Source organism: Microcoleus sp. B4-C1 (genome assembly GCF_036705285.1).
In the GTDB taxonomy this organism is placed as follows: domain Bacteria; phylum Cyanobacteriota; class Cyanobacteriia; order Cyanobacteriales; family Microcoleaceae; genus Microcoleus.
In genome coordinates this window covers 60,280-86,135 of record NZ_JAUBUC010000021.1, presented here as the reverse complement: position 1 = coordinate 86,135, position 25,856 = coordinate 60,280, and the positions used below count along the sequence as shown (strand labels likewise).

General features: G+C 46.7%; 14 protein-coding genes. 7 read left to right on the top strand and 7 right to left on the bottom strand.

What is annotated here, in order from left to right; genetic code table 11:
- Window positions 1-45: 45 nt before the first annotated feature.
- Window positions 46-1,920 carry an NAD(P)H-quinone oxidoreductase subunit F gene (locus tag QUB26_RS11320; RefSeq protein WP_333239072.1) on the bottom strand — a complete coding sequence of 625 codons (1,875 nt, stop codon included), beginning with the start codon at window positions 1,918-1,920 and terminating at the stop codon, window positions 46-48.
- A gap of 623 nt (window positions 1,921-2,543) precedes the next feature.
- On the opposite strand from QUB26_RS11320, the gene QUB26_RS11315 reads away from it, so the two are divergent.
- From QUB26_RS11315 to QUB26_RS11290, 6 genes are all read left to right on the top strand, one after another.
- Complete coding sequence (locus tag QUB26_RS11315; RefSeq protein WP_006635059.1) at window positions 2,544-2,855, top strand: carbon dioxide-concentrating mechanism protein CcmK; 312 nt, start codon at window positions 2,544-2,546, stop codon at window positions 2,853-2,855.
- A 96-nt stretch (window positions 2,856-2,951) separates the two neighbouring features.
- Window positions 2,952-3,293, top strand: a complete 342-nt coding sequence (locus QUB26_RS11310) for a carbon dioxide-concentrating mechanism protein CcmK (protein ID WP_006635058.1) — start codon at window positions 2,952-2,954, stop codon at window positions 3,291-3,293.
- Window positions 3,294-3,690: 397 nt separating this feature from the next.
- Window positions 3,691-3,996, top strand: a complete 306-nt coding sequence (locus QUB26_RS11305) for a EutN/CcmL family microcompartment protein (protein ID WP_172186882.1) — start codon at window positions 3,691-3,693, stop codon at window positions 3,994-3,996.
- Window positions 3,997-4,186: 190 nt separating this feature from the next.
- Window positions 4,187-5,842: a ribulose bisphosphate carboxylase small subunit gene (locus QUB26_RS11300; RefSeq protein ID WP_333239074.1), complete on the top strand. Its 1,656-nt coding sequence runs from the start codon at window positions 4,187-4,189 to the stop codon at window positions 5,840-5,842.
- 289 nt (window positions 5,843-6,131) lie between these two features.
- A complete protein-coding gene (locus QUB26_RS11295) occupies window positions 6,132-6,809 on the top strand; it encodes a carbon dioxide concentrating mechanism protein (RefSeq protein WP_333318013.1) in 678 nt (225 codons plus the stop codon).
- Window positions 6,810-7,014: 205 nt separating this feature from the next.
- Complete coding sequence (locus QUB26_RS11290) at window positions 7,015-7,788, top strand: BMC domain-containing protein (protein ID WP_333318011.1); 774 nt, start codon at window positions 7,015-7,017, stop codon at window positions 7,786-7,788.
- Between the two features lie 130 nt (window positions 7,789-7,918).
- Here QUB26_RS11290 and QUB26_RS11285 read toward each other — a convergent pair whose 3' ends face one another.
- Entirely contained in the window at window positions 7,919-8,062 is a 144-nt protein-coding gene (locus tag QUB26_RS11285) for a hypothetical protein (RefSeq protein ID WP_333318009.1), read from the bottom strand.
- A 176-nt stretch (window positions 8,063-8,238) separates the two neighbouring features.
- Here QUB26_RS11285 and QUB26_RS11280 point away from each other — a divergent pair, with 176 nt between their 5' ends.
- Window positions 8,239-9,279: a tetratricopeptide repeat protein gene (locus QUB26_RS11280; protein WP_333239078.1), complete on the top strand. Its 1,041-nt coding sequence runs from the start codon at window positions 8,239-8,241 to the stop codon at window positions 9,277-9,279.
- 287 nt (window positions 9,280-9,566) lie between these two features.
- Here QUB26_RS11280 and QUB26_RS11275 read toward each other — a convergent pair whose 3' ends face one another.
- From QUB26_RS11275 to QUB26_RS11255, 5 genes are all read right to left on the bottom strand, one after another.
- Window positions 9,567-10,922 (bottom strand): aspartate aminotransferase family protein, encoded by a 1,356-nt coding sequence (locus tag QUB26_RS11275; RefSeq protein WP_333318007.1) that lies wholly within the window; start codon window positions 10,920-10,922, stop codon window positions 9,567-9,569.
- 59 nt (window positions 10,923-10,981) lie between these two features.
- Window positions 10,982-15,322, bottom strand: a complete 4,341-nt coding sequence (locus QUB26_RS11270) for an amino acid adenylation domain-containing protein (RefSeq protein WP_333239083.1) — start codon at window positions 15,320-15,322, stop codon at window positions 10,982-10,984.
- Between the two features lie 191 nt (window positions 15,323-15,513).
- Window positions 15,514-21,249: an amino acid adenylation domain-containing protein gene (locus tag QUB26_RS11265; protein ID WP_333318005.1), complete on the bottom strand. Its 5,736-nt coding sequence runs from the start codon at window positions 21,247-21,249 to the stop codon at window positions 15,514-15,516.
- A 134-nt stretch (window positions 21,250-21,383) separates the two neighbouring features.
- Window positions 21,384-24,626 carry an amino acid adenylation domain-containing protein gene (locus QUB26_RS11260; RefSeq protein WP_333318003.1) on the bottom strand — a complete coding sequence of 1,081 codons (3,243 nt, stop codon included), beginning with the start codon at window positions 24,624-24,626 and terminating at the stop codon, window positions 21,384-21,386.
- Window positions 24,627-24,648: 22 nt separating this feature from the next.
- Window positions 24,649-25,698 (bottom strand): TauD/TfdA family dioxygenase, encoded by a 1,050-nt coding sequence (locus QUB26_RS11255; RefSeq protein WP_333318001.1) that lies wholly within the window; start codon window positions 25,696-25,698, stop codon window positions 24,649-24,651.
- Window positions 25,699-25,856 lie beyond the last annotated feature (158 nt).

Sequence of the window (25,856 nt, the reverse complement as noted above, 5' to 3'; positions counted from 1 at the left end):
AAAGCAGACAAACCCAGAATAGATTCATCTGCCAAACTCTGCGGTTTAAAACTGCCAAATAATCAACGCCAGGAACACAGCAACCCCCGCCACAATAGTCAACACATAAAACTGCGACTGACCGGTGCCGCTGTACTTCAACCCTTCACCGCTGAAAATTGTGGCAAAACCGAACAAATTCACCGCCCCGTCCACCACATACCTATCAGTCCAAGCGCTGATTTTAGAAATAGAAGCCACAGCCCAAACGACAGTCAAGCGGTAAACTCGATCAATATAAAAATCGTAAGCAAACAAATCCTGCAACGCCGGCACAGGCAGCCGTACCGGTCGAGGTAAAACCCCGTACCAATAAATCGCTACCCCAACCGCAACGCCAATCAACCCAGATAACAGCAACAGCGGCGTATCCAGCGTCTTCAACAGCAAATTTAAAGTATCAAAATCTCCCGTTTCCGCCCAAGGCCCAGTCCAACTAATTAACAGTTGCCACTGCTGCAACATCCAAGGAACCAACAGCCCCATCACTGTCAAAATTACCATCGGCAAAGCCATCGGCCAACCAACTTCTGGAGCTCTGCGAGTTTTCGGCTGCGGTTTTCCCACAAACACTAAACCGAATATGCGGGTTAAATTTAGGGCTGTCAAACCGTTAACTAAAAGCAGCACTATTACCAGCCACAAAGGCACCGTCCAAAAACCGTTGAGCCAGCGTCGCATCGCCCAAAAGTTGCCCAGAGGCAACAGGGCTACCATCCCCGCAGCGCCTACTAAATAAGCGGTAGTCGTGGCAGGCATCTTCGACCACAACCCACCCATTTCTGTTAAATTTTGAGTGTTAGTTGTGGTAATAATTGACCCTACGCTCATGAATAATAGGCCTTTGGCGATCGAGTGCGCGAACAGCAACAGTAAAGCAATGTCAACTTGATTTAGCCCCACGGCGATAAACACCAAACCCAAAGAAGCGCTGGTAGAATGCGATAGTGCTCTTTTGAGGTCGATTTGGGCGATCGCCACCAAGGAAGCGCCAACAGCCGTCACCGCACCCAAAACCACCAGCACCCCATCCGTCACGGGCGACAGCGCTAAAACAGGCTGAAGTTTAATCAAAACATAAGCCCCAGCGCCCACAACTACCGTATTCCGCATAATCGAAGCCGGGTTTGGCCCTTCCATCGCCTCGTCGAGCCACAAATGGAAGGGAAATTGAGCGCACTTGGCTGTAGGGGCGGAGATTAAAGCCAAACCTAAAAGAGTCGCCACTAGGGGAGACAAAGTTGCAGTTTCAGCCCATGTTTCTAAATCGGAAAAATTCAAACTTCCTGCTAAAGTTGAAAGCGTTACTACTCCCATCAGCAGTGGCACGTCTCCTACACGCTTGGTTAAAAACGCATCTCTAGCGGCTGTTACTACCAGCGGTTGAGCGTACCAAAACCCGACTAGCAAGTAAGTTGAAAGCGTCAGCATTTCCAATAAAGCGTAAGTTAGAAGCAGTGAGTCGCTAATAGCAATGCCGCTAATTGCTGCTTCAAAAAAACCGAGCAGCCCAAAAAATCGAGCTAGCGCCCAGTCTTTTTCCATGTAGCCTAGAGCGTAAATTTGTGCTAGCAAACTCAGAAGTGTAACTAACTCCATTGCTCCGACGCTGACCGTGGAGATTTCTATTGCAAAAGACAAATCTAAATCGGCTGCTTGCACCCAGTGCACGAGCAACTGTTGCGGCGGTTGATCCCAAGTCGCTGTAAAAATAACTGATCCGTGTATGAAAGCCACCACTGTCATCAGCAAATTGAAGTAAGCTGCTGGTCTTGGGCCTGTTCTGCGAATGGTGCCGGTAGACCACGGCAAAGTTAAAATTGCGCCTATTAAGCCATATAAAGGTACCCACCAACAGGCTTGGAGGAGAAATTGAGTCATTTAATTTATGCCTTAAACTTGAAATTACTGGCTGCTTTTATACAAAAACAGTAGCGGGCGATCGCGCGAGGCCCTAAAACTTTGACTAAACCCGATCGTATAGTTGTGGCAAAATAATTTGCAGTCCAGATTAACTATACATGAAAGCATCAAAACTGATAATTATCTCAACACAAAATTATAGGCTGAGCAGACGAGGCACTCAAAGAAAAAAATGCCTGCCGATGGGCCAAGACTGCCTTTTTTGGCGATTTACCCGCGATCCCCATTTTGAACTCCCCTAGTTTCCCGCCAGCGATCGGCTCCGGCTTCGCATACCGAACTCTACTTTATGAGTATTCTTACTTACTTTAATCCCCCCTCGCTCTCGGTATCTACCCCTCTAAATATTAAGATTATTAAATAAATATGAAATTATTTTAAGTAACATAAAAAATTTTAATTTTTGTTATTAAACATTATGATGTTAGTTTATATTGTCAAGGTGGACAGCTTCCCCTATTCTTATAGGATAGGAAGCTTTACACTGCCTTACTAAAAAATGTGGGCCTCCCCGTCCAAATTTTTAGATTTCTCAAAGATTTGTAACGGTAATTTCGCTCATCCTCAAAGGAGATTCAAAAATGTCAATTGCCGTGGGAATGATTGAGACAAAAGGTTTTCCCGCTGTGGTGGAAGCTGCCGATGCTATGGTCAAAGCTGCTCGCGTTACCCTCGTGGGCTATGAAAAAATCGGCAGCGCCCGCGTCACCGTAATTGTGCGCGGCAACGTGTCGGAAGTCCAAGCGTCAGTCGCAGCCGGAGTGGAATCCGTCAAGCGGGTCAACGGCGGAGAAGTCGTCTCTACCCACATCATCGCTCGCCCCCACGAAAACCTAGAATACGTTCTGCCGATTCGATATACAGAAGCAGTAGAACAGTTCCGAGGCTACTAAGTTCTTAGCGCACAAAAATTTCGTTAAAGAAAAATTTGTGCGATCGTCAAAAATTAACTGTTTAGTTCCCCAAATATTCAATCAGGAGTAAAACCAATGGCAATTGCAGTTGGCATGATCGAAACCCTAGGCTTCCCCGCAGTGGTAGAAGCCGCTGACGCGATGGTCAAAGCAGCCCGCGTCACCTTGGTAGGCTACGAAAAAATCGGTAGCGCTCGGGTTACGGTCATTGTAAGAGGAGATGTCTCGGAAGTGCAAGCTTCTGTCGCAGCCGGAGTAGAGTCAGTGAAGCGCGTTAACGGCGGACAAGTGATGTCCACCCACATTATCGCCCGCCCTCACGAAAACTTAGAGTACGTGCTGCCGATTCGCTACACCGAAGCTGTAGAACAGTTCCGTGAAGGCGTGAGTGGCATTCGCCCTCTCAACAGATCATAAGATAGGCGATTCCCTACGGGATAGCTTCGCTTCACGGCTGTTAGGGGCGTTTGGTAATTAAAAATTAAAAATCGCGATGTTTTTGATTTAGCATTTTTAATTTTTAATTGAGGTGGGCATGGGATATTGGTTATTAGTCATTAGTCATGAGTCCGTCGATTTTAGATTTTAGATTTTAGATTGACTCTCGCATTGAATTGGGGAGCTTGAACTCTTAGTCTAAAATTTCGGGATCATCCACTTAAGTGGGGAATTTTACCCGTTTCTGGCGAGTCATTAGTTACTAGACGAAGAACTCTAAAAGGCGCCGAGCAGACAGAAGAAAGCAAATCTAAAAACGACAAGTGACTAAGTGAAAAAATGACAATTACCAATTACCTATTACCTATTACCTAAAATGCAAATGGCCAAAGTTCTCGGCACAGTTGTCAGTACCCAAAAAGAGCCGACACTGAGAGGATCGAAATTTCTACTGCTGCAATTCATCGATGAGGAAGGTTCGCCAGTTCCCGGCTATGAGGTAGCCGCTGACTGTGTGGGCGCTGGTATAGATGAATGGGTTTTAGTAACCCGAGGCAGCGCAGCCCGGATCGCGCCCGGAAGCGAAAACCGTCCGATCGATGCTCTAGTAGTAGGCATTATAGATACTGTCAATGTAGAAAACCGCCTCATTTACAGTAAAAAAGACGACCCATACCGCTAGTTGGCAGTTGACAGTTGGCAGTTGACAGTTGGCAGTGAACAGTGAACAGTGAACAGTGAACAGTGAACAGTGAACAGTGAACAGTGAACAGCTAACAGTGAACAGTTGACAGTGAACAGTGAACAGCTAACAGTGAACAGTTGACAACTAACAACTAACAAAAAATTTTCAGCTTAGGAGAACTTAATTTATGGCAGTCCGCAACGTTGCGGCTCCCCCGACGCCTTGGTCGAAAAACTTGGCTGAGCCTAAAATTCACGACACCGCCTTCGTACATTCCTTTTCTAACATTATTGGGGATGTGCAGATCGGTTCTAATGTGATGATTGCCCCCGGGACATCTATCCGCGCCGATGAAGGTACTCCTTTTTATATCGGACAAGGAAGCAACATTCAAGACGGAGTAGTGATTCACGGCCTAGAACAAGGCCGAGTCACAGGAGACGACGACAAATCTTATTCTGTGTGGGTGGGGAAAAATACTTCCCTCACCCACATGAGTTTAATTCACGGCCCGGCCTACGTGGGCGACAACTGCTTTATCGGCTTTCGCTCCACGGTGTTCAATGCCAGAGTGGGCAACGGCTGCATTGTCATGATGCACGTACTAATTAAAGATGTGGAGATTCCCCCCGGTAAGTACGTACCTTCGGGAGCCATCATCACTAATCAGAAGCAAGCCGATCGCTTGCCTGACGTTCAAGATTCTGACATTCAATTTGCGACCCATGTCATCGGCATCAATGACGCTCTGAGAACGGGTTATCGCTGCGCTGAGAACATCGCCTGTCTAGCACCAATTCGCAACGAGCAAACTAAAAACCCAAATATGACTCAAACCAAATATTCTACCCATGCCGGCACCCAATTGAGTTCAACTCTTGCCGATAGCATCCGTAATTTACTAGCTCAAGGATACAGCGTGGGAGCCGAACACGCCGACGCACGCCGCTTCCGTACCGGTTCTTGGCGCACTTGCGGCCCCATTTCCTCAACCCGCGACTCTGAAGTAATCGCGGCCTTGTCAGCTTGCATGGCCGAGCACCAAGGAGAATACGTCCGCTTGATCGGGATTGACACCAAAGCCAAGCGCCGCGTACTAGAAGAAATCGTCCAAAGACCGGGAGACAACGGCTCTAACGGTTCTAACGGTGCGAAAACTCACCAATCTAACGGTAAAGTTGCACAACAAGCTTCATACCACAATAGCGGTTCCGTGTCAAGCGGAAAATTGAGTGCCGAAACAGTGACTCAGGTTCGCGGCTTGCTAGCTCAAGGCTACAAAATTGGCACGGAACACGCCGACGCGCGCCGCTTCCGCACCAGTTCTTGGCAAAGCGGGGCTTCGCTGCAAGTCAAAAATGAATCTGAGGCGATCGCCGCTTTGGAAGCTGTGATGAACGAGTACCCGGGTGAGTACGTGCGCTTGATCGGGATTGACCCGAAAGCTAAGCGACGCATAGTTGAAGAAATTATTCAGCGTCCCGACGGCCCGGTTGCTCAATCGGCTAAGCCTGCAGGAACATCTAAGTCGGCAGCAACATCGGGATACAAAGCAGCTTCGACTGGTTCGGCCAGCAGCGGCAGTTTGACCGGCAAGACGATCGACCAAATCCGCAACCTGCTTTCCCAAGGCTACAAAATTGGCACGGAACACGCCGACGCGCGCCGTTTCCGCACCGGTTCTTGGAGCAGTTGCGCCCCGATCGCCTCCAACCGCGAAGCCGAAGTGATTTCCGCCCTCGAAAGCTGTCTCAAAGAACACAGCGGCGAGTACGTCCGCTTGCTGGGTATCGACTCCAAGGCGAAGCGCCGGGTACTGGAAGAAATTATCCAGCGTCCTTAATTTGCTAGGTAATTAGCTTGTTTCTTCCGTTAAGTCCTCGCACTGGGGCCAACGGGAGAAACCCCAGCGGATTGAAGTTGGATTTGAGATAGTTAAAAAGCTCGATTGACAAATGTTGGTCAAAATCTAGAATCTTCTGAAAGTTTCTATAAAACGTTAAAGCATCAAGCTTATCAGTATTAGTAAATTATCGTTTCTTAGATTGACATGGTTAAATTTATCAGTCGAGAAAACCCATAATTTAAAGTCGTTTTATCGAAAAAAATAGCTCCTTTCATGGTGAAGTCGAATGTATTTATCGCCCCTGCAATTAAGTAGCAACTCTCAGATTTTGATGAGTGGCGATGTAGTTGTTCATGAGGGTGCGGCGATCGCCCCTGGAGCAATCCTGCAAGCAGAGCCCGGAAGCCGGATCTCGATCGCCGCCGGTGCCTGTATCGGTATGGGAGTTATCCTTCACGCCCGTGAAGGTACTCTGGAAATCGCGGCGGGCGTTATTCTGGGTGCAGGGGTGCTGGTGGTAGGTGCGGGAACGATCGGGGAAAATGCCTGTATTGGCGCAGCGACCACCCTAATCAATCCTTGTATCGACCAAATGCAAATTATGCCAGCAGGTTCTCTAATGGGAGATACCAGCCGCCAAGTCACCCCAGAAGCAACCGCAGCAGCGCCAACAGCAGCGCCAACATCACCAGAAACCCCCGAAGCCACTACGCCACCAGTCGATCAACCGATCGAGCCGATCGAGCCGCCACAACCCGCCCAAACACCGCCTCAAACTGCGCCGGAGACGGCCCCAGACCCGCCGGAATCCACCGCCGCAGAGCCGCCCCAACCAGGGGAAACGCCAACTATTCTGTACGGCCAAGCTCACATCAATCGGCTGTTGGGGACACTGTTTCCGCACCGACAAGCTTTTAATCGATCGGAGGAAAACGGTCAAACTCTATCGGGCGGTTCCGGGTAGCCGTCATTTCGGCAAAAGACAGCTATGCTGAAGGCAGGAAGATCAAATATAAATAGGTAATCTCATATTATTGGTAGCTCAGCAATTGGTAAGGCCTTGCCGCAGCAATCAGTGTCTTGTAGCTCGTGCAGTCTGTCTTCTCATCTGAGAAACTATAAACTATCAACAAATTTTTATTTTGGGAAGTTTCTAAGGGTAATAGAAGATGGACGGACAAACAGATCGTAACAGTCACGAAGAGCGATCGCAGCGCCAGGAATACTTCAAAGACACTGCTTTGGGTTTGGTATCCACCAAGAGTTTTCCGGCAATTGTCGGGACTGCTGACATGATGCTCAAGTCGGCAGGAGTGATTTTAGTAGGATACGAAAAAATTGGTTCCGGTCACTGTACCGCGATCGTCCGGGGCAGAATTTCGGATGTGCGTTTGGCTGTGGAAGCTGGAGCTCAAACTGCCGAACAGTTCGGGCAGTTTGTTTCTAAGTTGGTGATTCCTAGACCTTTGGCTAATTTGGAAGTGGTTTTGCCGATCGGCTTTCGGCTGACTGAACTTTCCGAAAGCGGCAATTATTCTCGCCTTAGCAATCAGGCGATCGGTTTACTCGAAACCCGGGGATTTCCGGCAATGGTCGGTGCTTGCGATGCTATGCTCAAATCTGCAGACGTACACTTGGCAGCTTACGAGAAAATTGGCGCCGGTTTGTGCACGGCAATTATTCGCGGTGCAGTTGCAGATGTAGCAGTAGCCGTAGAGGCAGGGATGTACGAAGCTGAGCGAATTGGCGAGTTGAACGCGGTGATGGTAATTCCGAGGCCTTTGGAAGATTTGGAACAAACTTTACCGCTGGCGAGTTGCTGGATCGAGCAGCGTAAACCTGTGATGATGCCCATGTCGGTTAAGGAAAAGGAACAAGAATTGATCGAACTTCCAGATTTAGAGAAATTGAGAGTTTATGTGGAAGAGGAAATCAATCGGTAATTGGTAATTAGGCAACAAAAGTTTGTAGAGACGTACTGCCGCAAATACTGAGACGAAATTTGTCAAAAAAATAGAGAGTTTACTCGGTAGGACTGCTGGCAACAATTTATACTGAGTAGCGATCTCAAACTTAATTTGCCGATCGAGCCGATCGTCGCTGCATCAAGAGACACCGAGCACCAAGTAAAACTAGACTTTTGAGAGCAAGTCGATCGGGTAAACAATCGAACTGACTAATAAGTAAATCCAGCCGACGTGCAAAGCCTTTCCACATGATTTAACTACTGTTAAAATAAACCAAAAATCCTGTTTACGGTAGATTGCCCGGAATCATTCAAGAGTTACTCTGACCGCAGGTGGATGCTCTTTCAACAGATTAACGGCTGTCGAACTCAAAACTGACAGCACAGGAATCAACCCCCAGAATCAAGCACTCCTGAAAGTTGACCTATGAACCTCAAACAATTTTACAAGCGCGGTTTGCACAGCGCCAAGAAAGGAAACTATGAAGCGGCGATCGACGATTTCGATCGCATACTGCAACTCAATCCCGCCGATGCCAAAGCCTATAACAATCGCGGCTTGGTGTATTATTACATGAAAGACTACCAAAAAGCGATCGCAGACCTCAGCCAAGCCCTAGATATCAATCCTAATTTCTTCGAGGCTTACCTGAATCGAGGCAATGCTTGGCGTCATCTCGGAGAACACGACAAAGCCATTGAAGATTTAAACTGTGCTTTAGCAAATAAGCCTAACAGCCACGCTATCTACAACAACCGGGGACTGGTACTTGCTAATTTAGGAAACTACGAAGAAGCAATAGAAGACTACAATCGAGCTCTCTCTATCAATTCCAACAATTATAAAACCTATTACAACCGGGGGCGCGCTTACTACCTTTTGGGAGAAAAAGAGGCAGCAACGGAAAACTTTAACGAAACGCTGCGGTTGAATCCTAAATATATCAAAGCTTACATAAATCGAGGTCTCTGTTACCACCAACTAGGAGACAATACGCAGGCGATGGCCGATTACAACATTGCACTCGCCATCGATCCACAAAATGTTTATGCCTATTATAACAGAGGTTGCGTTCGCTATAAATTAAAACAAATGCAGCTTGCAATTGAAGACTTTGACCAAGCAGTAAGACTCGATCCGAACTATGTTAAAGCTTATCTCAACCGGGGTTTAGCGCTGTATAAACTTGGAGATGTTGCGGCAGCAAATAAGGATTTTTACCACGTAATGTGCATTAATGCTGAAGCTTATGTATACTACCAAGCCCAGCGGTGCACGCCTGATATTAATTCATACTTCAAGGAAGCGCCGCAGGTGGAACTTAATAATGCTGCGGAATACTACAACACAACATTAAATACGATGTCAACTTCCTTAAGTTCTGCAGCATTAAACGCGGTCTGGAATCAAGAAGATTTGGAGAACAGAGACTCGATTATCTGTGAAGGTGAATTTATTAATGATTGATTTAGTCAGTAATCAGTAGCCATTAGTCCTTAGACTTATTGCATAAATCTTTGAGCGAGGAAAGCGCAGTTGCAAGGCACAGACATTTAAATCCACATTCCGCAACCCCCAACGGGCTGCGTACATGGATTGAGTAGATAAAAGTGAATCATCAGAGACAATGGTAAGTAGAAATATTCAATAATTTCTGTCCCTAATGAGCACCCTGTTCTCCATTCCTGAAAATTGAGGTTCGGAGGTGAGTTAAATCTGATTCCGTTAAAAATGCGCGAGATCACAAACCAAGTTTATTGTTGAGTCGGGAAAAAACCTCCTTCGCGCATTTCTTGAATGCTCTCTTTAACCGCCTGAATAATGCACTCTGTGTCTTCATGAGTGTGGGCGGTAGAGAGAAAGCAGCTACGACCTTCCGATATGAAAATACGCTTTTCGAGTAAGTGAAAAAGTAGCGGATCTATCTCAACGGATGCAGCAGCGCGAAATTGCGATCCGAAATTTACAAGCCAGACAGAGACTTCATTTTCTTTGAAATAAGCATTCAGGGTTTCAACTAGCTGCGAAGTTCGCTGATTCAACTGCTGCTGAAGGGCGGGGCCTTGACTTTTAAGATAGCGCAGTACGGAACGCGCAGCGGCCAGAGCAAGTGGGTGCTTGCAAAAAGTGCCGGCAAAAATTGTTGTTTTTACCTGGGGGTAGGAATCATCGCCGTAGTTCCACAAACCGCCGTCAATTTTATCCATATAAGCAGCTTTTCCAGCGATAACTCCAATGGGCATACCGCCTCCGACAATTTTACCGTAAGTTGCAATATCTGCCTCAATGCCAAACCACGCCTGCGCGCCACCTTGATGAATTCGGAAACCAGTAACCATTTCATCAAAAATCAGCGCAATTTCTGATTCTTTTGTTAATTGCCTGAGTTGCTGGAGAAATTCTTTAGGTTGCAAATCGAGACGGCGGCTTTGCACCGGCTCCACGAGAACCGCCGCTAATTCGTGCTGGTGAGCTTTGATAATTTCCAGGGAATCAGGGCTTCCGTAATCCAAAACTAAAATATCTTCAACAAAATTAGCGGGAATTCCTGGCGCTTTTGGAATGGTGCGTAAATCGCCATTTATTTTTTTTACAACTGCGAGAGTTCCGTCAAAATGACCGTGATAAGAACCAGAAAACAAAGCAATTTTATTGCGTTTAGTTGCCGCTCTAGCTAATCGTAAAGCTGCCATCACTGCTTCGGTGCCGGTATTAGAAAAAGCGACGCGCTCCATTCCCGTTAATTCGCAGATTAATTCCGCAACTTCTCCGGCAAGGTCTGCTTGAGCACCAATTTGTACACCGCGATCGAGTTGCTCTAATAGGGCTTCTTTAATAAAGGGCGGATTATGACCGAAAAGATTGATGCCAAATCCCATTGTGATATCGATGTATTCGTTGCCATCAACATCCCACATTTTAGAGCCAAGCGATCGCGAGGCGACAAGGGGATAAAACATTTCCTTGACGGGAAAGCGAAACCCATCAGAAGCCCGATTGTCAGCGAGAACCGGACGGTATTTTTGCGCGAAATTCTTAGAGGTCTTTGTGCGATCGGTGTAGCGCTCTATCAGCGATTTCATGTGTCTTTGCTGCAATTGTTCGTTCATTTTGAATTCTCCAGAGATTGAGCTAGGTAGGGGCGCAATGCTTTGCGCCCTTACAGGTTTTAATTGCGGCTACCTATCAAGCCAGAATCGACAAGATAGGAAAAATAAGTCCGAAACAAACTCGCATCCGCTTGCGGGCAGATAATGTCCGTTCCAGAAAGTCCCTTCAACGCATTCTGGCAATCAAATTGCAGCGTCGCAGATTTAGCCATGTCTGCATCAGAAACTTTTTCGGAAAAAAGACCGACAAGCGGGTACAAAGCATGATCGGGAGAATTTCCAGCGCGATTGATTATTTCTGCTTGCCAAGTCTCAGAAGAAACTCGTTTGATTGGATAACCCATTGAGCAAATCCAGCCCAGCAATTCACTCATTTGAAAGGACTGAGGGTTGACTAAATGAAACGTCTTTCCGAGCAATTCTTTTTGGCTCGAAAGATGAACGATCGCTCCGCTCACATAGTCAACAGGCGCTACATTCATCAGCTTATCGTCATCGGGTGCACATCCAAGTTGCACGCAACCAGCGATTAACCTGTATAGTAAATCGCTGGGATTGCAAGCCCCTGTTTTGCTGTCCCCAGAAATGCGACCGGGCCTGTAAATGCTAACAGGAATTCCACGATCGCGCGCGACCTCTACTAACTTTTCTGCCACCCATTTAGTCTGAGTATAAGCGCCTTTGAGACCCTCTCCCGGAGTGAGTTCGTCCTCCTCTCGCACGTGCTTAATCCCAGATTCTCCCATTGCCGAAAAAACGGAAATAGTAGAAATTAAATGGACTGGTTTTAGCTTACTTTGACTCGCCAATCTCAGAACTTCCTGCGTCCCCAAAACGTTAGCCGGTTTGAGAACCGAGTAGGGATAAGTAAACTTGACAAACGCGCCATTGTGGTAAATGACATCAATTTTACTGGCTAAAACTCCGAACTGCTCCTCGGAAAGCCCCAAAAGTGGTTGAGACAAATCTCCAGCAATTGGGATAATGCGATCGCTGCTGCTTTCATCCCAAATTAAATAGGATTCGAGGCTGCTTTGAATCCGCTTTTTAGCTGATTCTGCATCGGCAGAACGGACTAGGCAATAAATTTCTGCTTGAGTTTGTTGCAAGAGGTCGCGGAGTAAAAAGGCTCCCAAAAAGCCCGTCGCCCCTGTTAACAGAATGCAAGCTGGTTCAGTTTTTGGCTCCCTCCATGGAGTTGCAGGGCGAATTGCCGGGTCTAAAACAACTTCAGCGTTAATATCGAAACTTGCAGTGCGATCGCCCGCTGTGTTGCCCCCTTGCTGCATTTCGATTTTTTCAGCTAAACCAGCTACCGTAGGAGCTTCAAACAAAACGCGCAAAGGCAATTCCACCTGAAAAGATTCTCGCACTTTAGCTAACAACTGAGTAATCAGTAATGAGTGTCCCCCCAAGTCAAAGAAATTGTCGTGAATTCCTACCTTTTTAAGGTTGAGAAGCTGGCTCCAAATTCCGGCAAGAATCTCCTCACCGGGAGTGCGAGGGCCTACAAACGTATCTGTAAAATTGGCTGCTATGGACGGTGCAGGAAGCGCTTGACGATCTATTTTGCCATTGGGAGTCAGTGGCAGCGCTTTCAGAACCACAAAAGCAGAAGGTATCATGTATTCGGGTAGCTTTTCTTTGAGGAATGAACGCAGGCTCTCAATCAGTTGTGAGTCCTGAACGCTGAGTTTTGAGTGAGAAACGATATAGGCGACTAAACGCTGATTTCCCGGTTCATTTTCCTGAAGTAAAACGGCTGCCTCGCGTACAGAGGGATGATGAGACAGCCCCGCCTCAACTTCCCCTAATTCAATGCGGAAACCTCGCAGCTTTACTTGGTCGTCAATTCGCCCGATAAATTCTATATTTCCGTCTGGCAAATAGCGAGCTAAGTCGCCAGTTTTGTAAAGTCGAGTTTCCGGTTCCTGAGTGAATGAATTGCAAATAAATTTTTCTGCGGTGAGTTCTGGTTGGTTTAGATAGCCACGAGCCAATCCCGCACCCGCAATATATAATTCACCCGCTACCCCTACAGGAACCGGCTGCAAGTGCGAATCGAGCAAATAAATCTGCGTGTTGGGTAGCGGGCGACCTAAAGGAACTGTCTGGGAAATGCGATCGCCCTGCATTCGTACCTGATAAGTCAGCACGCCTACAGTTGTTTCTGTCGGCCCGTAATGGTTGAATATCGAGCAGTCGGGATTGTATTTCTGAATTGTTTCAATTAAATTCCACATCAAAGGCTCACCGCCGAGAATTAATCGCTTTTTCGGTAAGATTTGCGAGGCGTTAGAAGCGCTCAACAAAGCTTTTAAGTGAGAGGGAACAATTTTCAGACAATCGATAGAATGTTGCTGAAAATAAGCCGCAATTGCTTGAGGATCTGTGGCGCGTTCTTGAGAGATGATGTGCAGGCATCCACCCGAACACAAAGCCGGAAAAATAACGGTGTTTCCCAAGTCGGCTGCGAAGGTAGAAACGGTGGCATAATTTGCACCTGATGGCAGGTTTAATTTTTCCTGAATTCCGTGCAGGTAATTGAGCAGTTGTCGGTGTTCAATGGCGACTCCTTTGGGGGTGCCGGTGGAACCGGAGGTATAGATAATGTAAGCTAAATTTTCAGGAGAAGCAGAGACGAAAGTAGTAGGAGAAAAAGAGGGAATGTCTGTATCTAAGCAGACGATATGTGCCTGAGTTTCAGGTAAATTTTTGATGAGATGCTGTTGCGTTAACAGCACTGGAGTCTGAGCATTTTGCAACATCAATGCTAGACGCTCTTTGGGCATGGCTGAATCGAGCGGTAGGTACGCGCCACCTGCTTTGAGGATGCCTAGAATTCCAGCGATCGCCTCTAAAGAGCGATCGACGCAAAGGCCAACAATCACCTCTGGCTTGACACCTAATTGTTGCAGGTAATGGGCGATTTTGTTAGCGCGGGCGTTGAGTTCGCTGTAGGTAATTTGCTGATTTTCACAAACAGCAGCTATACTGTTGGGCGATCGCTCTGCTTGTTCTTCAAATAGCTGATGCACGCACTTATCGAGCGGGTAATCTGCTTTTGTGCTGTTGAATTCTACTAATAATTCATTTCGGGCGCGATCGCTCAGCATTTCGAGCTTGCCGATTGCGGTTTGTGGGTTGCTGGCTACACTTTGCACTAAGGCGTAAAATTGCTCTGCCAAGCACCGGATACTTTTGTCTGCAAGGAAGATAGGATCGTAGTGAAACTCAGCGGCGAGCGAGTCTTTTTGGCGGTGGCAAGAGAGTTTAACTTTGAAGCGATCGCAGCACGCATACTGCTTGTAAATCGAAAAAAATACGCCACTAGCCGAATGCTTTTCGAGTTGTTCCTCAAACTCGAAACCAAATGGAAAGCCGGAAGAGTTACCTAGATATTCGTGGGAGAAGTATTCTTGATACTTGTATGCTTCGCGTTCTTCCTGCTGAATTTGCTGCAAGGTTTCCGCGAAGGAAAAGTTTTCTGTTAGTTGGCTCCGCAGCGGTAAAAATTTGGCAAACAGCCCCAGCGCTGGCTCTAGTTCTTCGTATTTTCGACCGTCGAATGCCACGCCAACAGCGCTCTCTGATTGGCCAATCAGCCGCCAGAGTAAAATTTTCCAGCAAGCGAGCAAGAATGTAGAAAGTGAGGCGTTGTACTGGCGGGCGATCGCTTCCACTTGAACCAGCAAAGCTAACTCTAATTTGACCTCAAAAGCTTGGGGAGTAAATTGAGCTGGCGCGTTAATTAATCTATTTTCAAACGGCAACCTTAAACTCGCTAGCGCTGAAAAATTATGCCCAGTCCAGTATTCTTTGCCCTCCGCCGCTTCCTCATCTTCGAGCAATTCATTTTGCCATTCGGAAAATTGAATGTATTGCACAATTTCATCGGTAATTTCTTCGCCGTTAAGGCAGGCGGCATAGCACTGGCTGATTTCTTGAACCAGATTTTTTACTGTGCGACTATCGGCGCACAGTGCGGGCAAACTAACCAGTAAAATATGCCTCTGTGATGAAAGTGTAATTAAAGACAAGTGCCAAGCCGGATTGCGATCGAAGTTGAAGAAAGCGCTCTTTTCTTGCTGAAAAATCTCTTCAATTTTGGCTTCTTGCTCCTGGGGATTTACTTCACTCAAGTTAACCCAGTTCCACGAAACAGAGCTATGTTCGGAGATAACTTGTATAGGAATTTTTAGCCCGACCTTTCGCTGAAAGCTTGTGCGGATAATTTCGTGGCGATCGCTAACTTTTTCTAAAGCTTTCTTTAGGCGATCGGTTTGAAGAATTCCCTCCATCAAAATAGCGGATTGAATGCGATAAGCAGCGCTGTCTTGCTGCAAAAGCCACAGATATTTTTGCTGGGGTGAAAGCCGAAATCCATTAATTGTTTGCATTGTTCCTCTTTATCAAAGCACTACTTTATTGTCGTTACCTTTGCCGGGAAGAGATGATATCATGTCTGATCGATTGACCATAATATCCCGGCCGGGCGGGTTTTTGAGATTGTCAATTATTGGCAGATATTGTTGGTGAACCCGCCCCTACAGGAATCAGGCTAATCGACCGGACATGATATGAGAGGGAATTAAATTCCTGATTCAGGAATCATTTCGCCCATCGCTACAACAATTTTTCGCGAACCGATAAATGGATTGCGACTGTGAGCGGCCAGCATATTATCTAGCATTAAGATGTCTCCTGCTTGCCAGGGAAAACTAACAGCAGCTTGCGCGTACACTGCCTGAATTTCTTCCATTACTGAGTCTTCAATAGGAGTGCCGTCACCGTAATAGACATTGCGGGGGAGGTTCTCTTCTCCAAAAACAGAGAGCAAGGAAGCGCGGGTTGCCGCATCTAAGCAGGAAATGTGGTGCAAGGGAAGTTGATTGAAAAATACCATTTCTTTGGTTTTTGGGTGCTTGGCAATTGCGGGGCGAATTTTGCTAGTTCTCAAATTATTTCCTGCTTTCCACTCAAATTCCATCCCAGCTTGTCTGCAGTATTCCTCAACCACGGATTTGTCTTCTGTTTGGAAAAAATCTTTCCAGCTTACATCCAGTCCGTCTGTGTAGTTACGAACGTACATAATTTGCTTTTGGGCAAATTTTTCTCTGAGTTTCGGGTCTAGCAACTGGTAAATTTTACGGCAGTCAACAATCGGCGTTTCTCCGCCTTGTTGCGCTGGCTGAACGCAGAAAAACCAGATTTTCATCGGCCAGCGGTGCAGGTGCGAACTCTCGCTGTGAAATAAGATAGCTTTATCTGCTGGGTAAGGAGTTGAACCGTAAACTTTTCCGCTAACTCCTTCGCGTGGCAAATCCCCGTACTCGCCAAATAATTCCGAACACATTGAGAGAGCAAACTGCTCGAATGCGGAAACCACAGGGCCGATGAACCCTCGAAAAAGAATCCCTCCATGCTGTAGCAATTTTGCCTCTATAAATTCGCGGTTATTTTTCGCCCAGTCTGCGAGATCGACATCGGCTACTGCGGGTTTTGCCACTAAAGGAAAGGGTTCGTCGGGGTGCAGGTACTGGGTTTTTATCAATTCGCCTTGCGGCAAAGCCACTGGCTTCGGCTTGACGCTTTTGAACTTACTAAAATTGCTTTTTTCACGCTTTAATTCTTGCATGGCTTGTTTCTGTTTCTGGGCTTCTGTGAGAATTTCTAAAGTGTTCAAACGACTATCAGGCTGCGCTACAATGCTGCCGAGGAGGGTTTCAAAGCGATTTGACATTTGAGCGATCGTCTCTTTGTCAAATAGGTCGGAATTATACTTCCAACTGCCGACAATTCCTCTCTCTGTTTCCGAGACAAATAGCGCCAAATCAAATTTAGCCGTACCGCTATCACTTGCAAGCGGGATTAAAGTTAAACCCGCCATTTCTAAAGTCGGCATAGGCGCATTTTGCATGACGAATAAAACTTGAAAGAGCGGTGTTTGACTCAGGGTGCGATCGGGCCGCAGTTCTTCTACCAGTTTGTAGAAGGGCAAATCTTGGTGAGTGTAAGCTTTTAATGTCACCTCGCGCACGCGATCGAGCAATTGGCGAAATGTAGGATTGCCGCGCATATCGGTTCGCAAGACGAGGATATTGACAAAGAAACCAATTAAAGCTTCTGTCTCAACTTGTGTGCGGTTTGCCAGGTCAGTACCGACGACAATATCTTCTTGATTTGTGTAGCGATAAAGCAGCGTTTGAAGTGCTGCCAACAAGGTCATAAACAAGGTGACATTTTGTTGCCGACTAAGTGCGTTTAGGGCTTCTGAAAGTTGGCAATCAAGCTGGAAGTTTTGAATCTCAGCTCGATCGCTAGAAACAGCAGAACGCGGTTGTTTTGCTGGCAATTGCAGCGGGGGCAAAATTTGACCTAATTGCTGCTTCCAGTCAGCGAGTTTTGCTTCCAGAACTTCGCCTTGCAGCCAGTTTATTTGCCAAACAGCATAGTCTGCGTACTGTACAGAAAGTTCGGGTAGGGGAGAAGGTTTGCCACTGCAAAAAGCTTCATAAAGCGCCGCCACTTCCCGCACAAGTACCCCCATCGACCAGCCATCAGCTACGATGTGGTGTACTGTCAGTAATAGCAGGTATTCTGTCTCGTCAAGATGTAACAATGTGACGCGCAGTAACGGCCATTTTGTGAGGTCAAAAGGCTGTCGCGCTTCTTCAGCGGCGAGTCGCATTGCCTCGGCTTCTCGTTCAGCTTGCGATAACTCTCTTAAGTTTACGATCGGCAATGTGAATTTAAAAGATGAAATAATAACCTGAGCGGGTCGTCCTTCCACCGAATTAAAAGTTGTCCGCAATGCTTCGTGTCGCTTGATAATCTCCTGAAAAGTTTGCTCTAGAACGGCTACATTGAGCGCCCCCTTCAAGCGCACGGCTGCTGGGATATTATAGGCAGGATTCCCCGGCTGCAATTGGTCGAGAAACCACAGTCGTTGTTGTGCAAAAGAAAGGGGCAATTCTCCCTGCCTTGAGGCACGCTTGATGGGGGGTGCTTTCAGTTTTTGCGAGGCGCGATATTGCAAGAGGCTTTCGGTAACAGTGGCGACGGTAGGGGATTCAAAAAGAGAGCGCAAGGGCAGTTCAACTTGAAAAGCTTCTCGCAGGCGAGAAATCGCCTGAGTAGCCAGCAATGAATGACCTCCCAATTCAAAGAAGTTATCGTGAATTCCCACTCGCTCTAAACCGAGAACTTCCGCCCAAATTTCTGCAATTAATTGCTCGTCGGGAGTTCGAGGCTCGGTAAAATTGCTCTCGAATTCGGCTGTGTTTGTGTCAGGTGCTCTTAGCGATCGCCGATCGATCTTTCCGTTAGGCGTTAAAGGCATTGCTTCCAGCAGCACAAACGCTGACGGCATCATGTACTGCGGCAGTTTTTGTTTCAGGTAACAGCGCAAATCATTAATAAGTTCTGAGTCTTGAGTTTTGAGTTCTGAGTTAGGAACGATATAAGCTACTAAACGCTTGTCGCCCGGATTGTCCTCTCGAACGAGTGCGATCGCTTCTCGCACGGCTGGGTATTGGCTGAGTACCGCTTCAATTTCGCCTAATTCGATGCGAAATCCGCGAACTTTCACTTGGTGGTCGCTGCGCCCCATAAATTCAATGTTTCCATCTGGGAGATAGCGAGCCAAGTCTCCGGTTTTATAGAGGCGTTCTGAAAGAATAAACGATGAAGAATTAAGAATGAATGAAGCATGACTTTGGTCTTCTACAAAAGGGTTAGGAATAAACTTTTCTGCCGTCAGTTCCGGTCGGTTTAGGTAGCCTCTAGATAAGCCTGCACCGCCGATGTGCAGTTCGCCAAATACGCCAACGGGAACCGGCATTAAATAGCGGTCTAATATGAAAATTTGAGTGTTAGCGATCGGGCGACCGATGGAAACTGATTCATCTTTGCGATCGACCTGATAGAGAGTTGACCAGATCGTGGTTTCTGTAGGGCCGTATAAATTCCACACAGAAGCGCCGCGCAAAAGCAACTGATTGGCGAGGTGTCGGGGTAAAGCTTCTCCCCCGCACAGTATTTTTAATTGATTGTTTTCCTGCCATCCTGCTGCTAAAAGCATTTTCCAACTGGCTGGAGTAGCTTGCATAATGCTTGCGCCAGAATTTGTTAATGTTTCTAAAAGCTTTTCGCCGTTAGATGCCACTTCTCGGCTGGCTACAACAACGCGAGAACCTGTTGTAATAGGCAGGAACAGTTCCAGCGCTGCAATGTCAAAAGATAAGGATGTTACTGCTAGCCAAATATCTCGGTCTGCGATCGCGAGTTGTTGGCGCATAGAACTCAAGAAGTTAACGGCAGATGCGTGGGAAATTTGCACTCCCTTGGGTTTACCTGTTGAGCCTGAAGTATAGATGACATAGGCTAAATGGGAGGAATTTTGTAAACCCACGACTGGCTCGTCGCAGCTCGATATGCCTTCCTCATCTCCATCCAGAAACACGAGGGAGGCGCTATTTTTTGGCAGGGTTTCTAATAGCTTTTTCTGAGTGAGTAACACGGAAATTTTCGCGTCTTCCAGCATGAATCCCAGGCGCTCTGGTGGATACGCTGGATCGAGGGGAACATAAGCGCCACCGGCTTTGAGAATGCCGAGAAGCCCTACCACCATGTCTAAGGAGCGATCGACATAAATTCCCACCAAAACTTCTGGGTTGACACCGATTTTTTGCAAGTAACTTGCGAGGTTATTTGCTTTTTTGTTCAGTTCCCGGTAAGTCAGATATTCATTTTGAAAGACGACAGCGATCGCATCCGGCGTCCGCTCTGCCTGCGCTTCAAATAATTCGTGTACGCACTGATTTGTCGGAGTTTCCGATTGAGTATTGTTCCACTCAAACAGCAGTTGCTGCTGTTCAGGTTTCGTCAACATTGGCAAACTTGAAATGCGCTGTTCGGGATTAGCAGCTATACTTTCTAGTAAGGTTATAAAATGTCCGGCTATCCGCCGTGCAGTGCTAGCGTCAAACAAATCTTCGCTATACTCAAGCGTTGCATTAATACCCTCTAATCCTTCCTCCAGGTCAAGCGCTAAATCAAATCTCGCCGTTTTTCGTTCTATTTCCAAACTGCTCAACGTCACTCCTGGCAATTTTATCTGCGGCGTCCGAACATTTCGCAGAGAAAACAATACCTGAAATAGCGGATTATGACTTAAATCTCGTTCGTGATGGATGATTTCTACCAGTTTCTCGAAGGGCAGATCCTGGTGGTTATACGCGCCGAGAGCTACTTCTCGCACGCGACTCAGTAACTCTTTAAAAGTCGGGTTGCTCGATAGATTGGTGCGGAAAAGTAAGGTGTTAGCAAATAAGCCAATTAATTCCTCGATTTCGCGTCGGTTGCGGTTAGCAATGGGGGAGCCGACTAAAATATCTTCTTGCCCGGTGTAGCGATAGAGCAACGTTTTAAACGCTGCCAGTAGGGTCATAAATAAAGTAGCTTTTTCCCGCTGGCTTAATAGGGCGATTTCCTCTGCTATTGCCTTGGGAATGGTGAATTTATGCACCGCACCTCGGAAGGTTTGTACTGCCGATCGCGGGCGATCGGTTGGCAAATTTAGTACCGGGAGATTGCCTCCTAGCTGTTTTTTCCAGTAAGCAAGCTGCGTCTCTAAAACTTCTCCCTGCAACCACTGGCGCTGCCAACTTGCAAAGTCTGCGTACTGTACCGACAGTTCGGGAAGGGGAGAAGGTTTGCCAGTGGAAAAGGCTTGATAAAAGGTGGCGAGTTCGTGAATAAATATTCCCATTGACCAGGCATCGGAAATGATGTGGTGCGTACTCAATAGCAGCACCCAGTTTGAATCGCTCAATTGCAGCAATTTGGCACGCAATAAGGGTGCTTGTGAGAGATCGAAAGCAAGCTTTGCTTCTGCGAAGATTAACCGTTCTACTTCGCGCGATCGTTCAGTTTCAGGAAGCGATCGCAAATCTATTTCTACAATTTTCAATTCCAGATTGGAAGCGATCGCCTGAACGGGTTGGCCGTTTATTGTCTTAAAAGCCGTTCGCAAAACTTCATGACGCTTGACAAGTTCGTTGAGACTGCGATCGAGGGCTCTCGCGTCAAGTGTTCCCGTCAAACGCACGGCGGCGGGGATGTGATAGGTAAAGTTGCCGGGATTTAGTTGCTCAAAAAACCACAATCGCTGTTGAGCAAACGACAGAGGAAAAGTGTTAGACTCTCGACTTTGAGGCAGAATTTTTTCTAGCGAAACGCTTTCTTTTTTCTGGTTGAGTCGCTGCAACAGCAACTCGCGCTTTTGGGGAGAAAGAGCCGCGATGCGTTCGATTAAATCACTCATTTTCTGACAAGCGAATTTCAAAGGTGGTACAATGCCCCGGATTTATGCGTGGAATCAATCCCAAATCTCAAATCTCAAATCCTCAAGCCCCCGCATTTATCCGTGGGGTCAATCTAAAATCTAAAATCTAAAATCTAAAATCGATTGACTCCTTGTTGGGCGAGAATTTCCTGTATTTCGGTTTCTGACAGTTGATCGAGGTCTGCTAAAACTTGAGCGAGCATTTCACTGTCTGTTTGTTCGGCTTGCTTTTGCGCGATCGCTACTGCAAAATCGGCGACTGTGGCAGACTCAAATAAACGGTGCAAAGGCAATTCGACCTGAAATGCTTGGCGCACTCTGGAAATTACTTGAGTTGCTAATAAGGAATGCCCTCCTAATTCAAAAAAGTTGTCGTAAATGCCGACTTTTTCAATTTTGAGAACTTCAGCCCAGATAGCGGCTAAAACTTCCTCGATATTTGTGCGAGGCGCGACAAAGTTTGCTGTCAAATCCGGTCGCATTTCGTCAGGTGCGGGCAGCGCTCGTCGGTCTACTTTTCCGTTAGAAGTTAAAGGAAAACTTTTGAGTATCACAAAAGCAGAAGGCACCATGTACTCCGGCAATTTTGAGGTTAAGAAATTGCGAATTTCCTTGTGGGTAGGTGGTTGTTTCTGCTCGGAAATCAAATAAGCCACGAGGCGCTTTTGGGCCATCTCGTCTTCTGGCGCCACAACTACAGCCTGCGCGATATCTGGATGTTGCCCCAGCACCGCCTCAATTTCTCCCAATTCAATGCGGAAACCGCGAATTTTTACTTGGTCGTCAATTCGCCCGATAAATTCGATGTTTCCGTCTGGCAAATAGCGAGCCAAGTCGCCGGTTTTGTACAGTCGCGTCTTTGCTTGCGTGTCAAAGGGATTGGGAATAAATTTTTCTGCGGTTAATTCAGGGCGGTTAAGATATCCGCGCGCCAAATTATCACCGCCGATGTACAGTTCACCCGGTACGCCTATCGGCACCGGCTGCAAGTAAGAATCCAAGATATAAATCTGAGTATTGGCGATCGGATGACCGAGTGGAACAGTGTCAAAATCGCACCCAGTTTTATCAAATTCCACTTGATAAGTCAGGACACCTACAGTTGTTTCAGTTGGGCCGTAGTGATTGAATACTGAGCAACTGGGAGCAAGATTGCGAAGTGTTTTAATTAAGCTCCAGTTGGCAGATTCACCTCCTAAAATAAGCCGTTTACCAGGCAAAATTGACTTGGGTTGAGAGGAATTTAAAAGGGCGGCTAGGTGAGAGGGAACTATTTTGAGGCAGTCGATGGGATTGCGGCCGAAATATTCACTCAGCGCTTCTGGATCGGTTGCGCGTTCTTGGGATACTATATGCAGGCAACCGCCGAAACAAAGGGCGGGGAAAATTGCTGTGTTTCCTAAGTCGGCGGCGAAGGTGGAAACGGTGGCAAAATTGGCACCTGATGGCAGGTTTAACCTTTCCTGAATAGCGTACAGGTAATTGAGCAGTTGCTGGTGTTCGATCGCGACTCCCTTGGGCGTGCCAGTGGAACCGGAAGTATAGATGACGTAAGCTAAATTGTCAGAAGAGGCGCGAGGCGTGTAAGACGCAGAAACAGTGGGAATGTCTGTATCAATGTAAACAATATTTGCCTGAGTTTTCGGCAAGCTTTCGATGAGCCGCTTTTGTACGAGCAAAACCTTCACCTGAGAGTCTTCTAGCATTAGCGCTTTGCGCTCTATTGGTGTCGTTGGATCGATGGGTAAATAGGCGCCACCGGCTTTGAGTACGCCCAGCATTCCTACGATTGTTTCTAAGGAGCGATCGACGCAAATGCCAACAACGACATCTGGTTCAACTCCCAAGTTTTGCAGGTGATGGGCGAGTTGATTGGCGCGATCGTTGAGTTCTCGGTAGGTGATTTGTTCACTTTCAAAGACGACGGCAATGCTGTCTGGATTGCGTTCTGCTTGTTCTTCAAAAAGCTGATGAACGCATTTATTTGTCGGGTAATCTTTTTGAGTTTTGTTAAAGTCAATGAGAAGTTGCAGCCGATCGCGATCGCTCAGTATGTCTACCTGACTGATAGCGACTTCTGGATTTTTGACTATGCTTTCTAAGAGCGCCTGAAAGTGTTCTGACAAGCGCTTTATATCTGCCGCAGCAAATAAAGCGGAATCATAGTGAAATTCAGCGCTTAGGGAATTGCACAGGCGGAGGCAGGAGAGCTTGATTTTGAATGGTTCTAGGCACGCATCTTGCCGAACAATGGACAATGAAACGTCTGAATTACCATAGTTCTTAGGCTCTGCTTGGAACTCAAAGCAGACGGGCCAAAAACTGCTGCTTTTTTCGTTTCCTAGGATTTCTTCCCAGCTAAAATATTCTTGCCAGTTGGACATCTCGTTGAGATTAAGCTCAACTTGCTGCCTCGCTTGTGAGAAATTTAACTCGTCTTGCACTTGCCACTGTAGGGGTAAGTATTTGCACAGCAGCCCCAGAGAGTGTTCTAATTCTTCATATTTTCTGCCGTCAATGGCTACGCCGATTATCGCGTTTTGCTCTCTGGTAAGCCGCCAAATGAGAATTTGCCAGCAAGTCAGCAGGAAGGCAGAAATATCGCTTTGGTGTTTTTGGGCGATCGCTTCCAGGCTGTTCAACAAATCACCCCGAATTTCCACCCTTTCTACTAGCGGCTTAAATTCCGCTTCTCCATTCTTCTTTTCCCAAGGAAGCGTTAATAAATCCCAAGATTCAATGTTCAGCTTTCGCCAGTATTCTTGGCCGATCGCCGTTTCTTCTGATTCGAGTAACTCATTTTGCCACTCAGCAATATCGGCATATTGCATTGACTCATCAGAGAACTCTTCCCCGCACGCGCAGGCTGAGTAGGAAAGACTGAGTTCGCGGGTAAAATTTTTCAGGGTGACGCTATCTGCAATTAAGGCAGAGAAGTTCGCAAGCAATAGGTGCTTGTCTTGCGCCAGAGTGACTAAAGAGATGTGCCATAGTGTGCCGCGCTCAAAATCAAAAGGAAGCAGGTTTAGTTGCTGAAAAAGCGCTGCGATTTTAGCTTCTTGTTCTTCTGGAGACAAACCGCTGAGATTGTGTTCCGAGATAGGAACTTGACCAGTGCTGGCGATCGCTTGCAGGGGTAGTGTCATCCCAGACAAGCAGTGAAAGCTAGTCCGCAGGATTTCGTGCCGGTTTACGACATTTTGCAGCGCCTTTTTCAGAATCTTTTTATTAAGGTTTCCTGAAATTAAAATTCCACCTCGAACCCGATAGATCTGTTTAGGATTATTTTGCTGTAACCTCCACAGGTGTCGTTGTTGTGGAGAAAGTCTAAACCCTTCGATTGTTTCGTTTTGCATTTCTAAAATTCCTTTAATAAGCCTACATATCTTGACAGCTAAACCCTTCTGCCATACCGACAACAACCCGACGCGAACCCGAAAATGGCGTGCGTCCGTGCGCGGCTAGCATATTATCTAACAGCAAAACATCTCCTTCTTCCCAAGGGAAAACAATCGTTTCTTGCTGGTAGCAGCGACGAATTTCGTCTAATGTAAAATCTTCAATGGGCGAACCATCGCCGTAATAAGCATTGCGGGGTAAATCTTCCTGTTTAAAAGAAGTTAAAAGCTCTTTGCGAACGGCGGGTTCGAGATTGGAAATGTGGAAGAGGTGAGCTTGATTAAACCACACCATTTCCTGCGTTTTTGGGTGCTGGGCAACGGCTTGACATATTTGCCTAGTTCTCAAGCGATCGCCACTTTTCCATTCTAGCTCAATTCCCGCTTTTTTGCAATACTCTTCTACCTCAATTTTGCTATCAGTATTAAAGACATTTTGCCAGGACAAATCTACGCCACCGCCGTAATTTCGCACATACATAACCTTTTTTTGGGCAAACTTTTCTCTAATCTTTGAATCCAGGCTTTCAAACACTTTGCGGCTGTTAGCGATCGGAGTTTCTCCTCCCTGTTCGGCTTTCTTGACGCAGAAAAAAGCGATTTTCAGCGGCCAATTTCGAGAATAAGCCATTTCATTGTGCAGTGGGATGAATTGCTCGGCAGGATACTCAGTAGAAGTGTAGATATTTCCGCTCACCTGACTGCGCGGAGTTGAGCGAAAAGAATATTCCAACAACTCGCCAGCAAGAGTTTGAATAAACTGCTCGAAACCATTCACCCCGCCGACTTCAAAGCCTCGAAAAAGTATTCCTCCATGCTTCAATAACTGCGTTTCAATTGATGAGCGATTGTTCTGTGCCCAACCCGCAAGATTTAATTTTTCTACTGTTGGCCCAACAACTAGAGGTAGAAGGTTTTCCGGCTGGAGGTAGGCGGTTTTGACTAATTCCTCTGAGGACAGGCTGACGGCTTTGCGCCTAACCAATCCTAACTTTTGGGAATTGAGATTCTTTGTTTCTGTATTTGTCATAGTTTTTGGTTTGGTGAGGATTTTATCCCTTTTCCGGTAGCATCGGCATAGTAAAATTCAGTTAACAGTCAACAATCACAGATGAGGCAACCGGAATCCATCTAATTCATCTGCGTTAATCTGTGTTGATCTGCCTGTATCTGCGGTAAAAAAAAGAG

Coding starts and splice junctions, on each gene's coding strand:
- QUB26_RS11260 (WP_333318003.1), bottom strand. CDS start 24,626: ATGCAAAACGAAACAATCGAAGGGTTTAGACTTTCTCCACAACAACGA.
- QUB26_RS11275 (WP_333318007.1), bottom strand. CDS start 10,922: ATGAACGAACAATTGCAGCAAAGACACATGAAATCGCTGATAGAGCGC.
- QUB26_RS11300 (WP_333239074.1), top strand. CDS start 4,187: ATGGCAGTCCGCAACGTTGCGGCTCCCCCGACGCCTTGGTCGAAAAAC.
- QUB26_RS11290 (WP_333318011.1), top strand. CDS start 7,015: ATGGACGGACAAACAGATCGTAACAGTCACGAAGAGCGATCGCAGCGC.
- QUB26_RS11255 (WP_333318001.1), bottom strand. CDS start 25,698: ATGACAAATACAGAAACAAAGAATCTCAATTCCCAAAAGTTAGGATTG.
- QUB26_RS11305 (WP_172186882.1), top strand. CDS start 3,691: ATGCAAATGGCCAAAGTTCTCGGCACAGTTGTCAGTACCCAAAAAGAG.
- QUB26_RS11315 (WP_006635059.1), top strand. CDS start 2,544: ATGTCAATTGCCGTGGGAATGATTGAGACAAAAGGTTTTCCCGCTGTG.
- QUB26_RS11270 (WP_333239083.1), bottom strand. CDS start 15,322: ATGCAAACAATTAATGGATTTCGGCTTTCACCCCAGCAAAAATATCTG.
- QUB26_RS11265 (WP_333318005.1), bottom strand. CDS start 21,249: ATGAGTGATTTAATCGAACGCATCGCGGCTCTTTCTCCCCAAAAGCGC.
- QUB26_RS11320 (WP_333239072.1), bottom strand. CDS start 1,920: ATGACTCAATTTCTCCTCCAAGCCTGTTGGTGGGTACCTTTATATGGC.
- QUB26_RS11295 (WP_333318013.1), top strand. CDS start 6,132: ATGTATTTATCGCCCCTGCAATTAAGTAGCAACTCTCAGATTTTGATG.
- QUB26_RS11280 (WP_333239078.1), top strand. CDS start 8,239: ATGAACCTCAAACAATTTTACAAGCGCGGTTTGCACAGCGCCAAGAAA.
- QUB26_RS11310 (WP_006635058.1), top strand. CDS start 2,952: ATGGCAATTGCAGTTGGCATGATCGAAACCCTAGGCTTCCCCGCAGTG.
- QUB26_RS11285 (WP_333318009.1), bottom strand. CDS start 8,062: ATGTGGAAAGGCTTTGCACGTCGGCTGGATTTACTTATTAGTCAGTTC.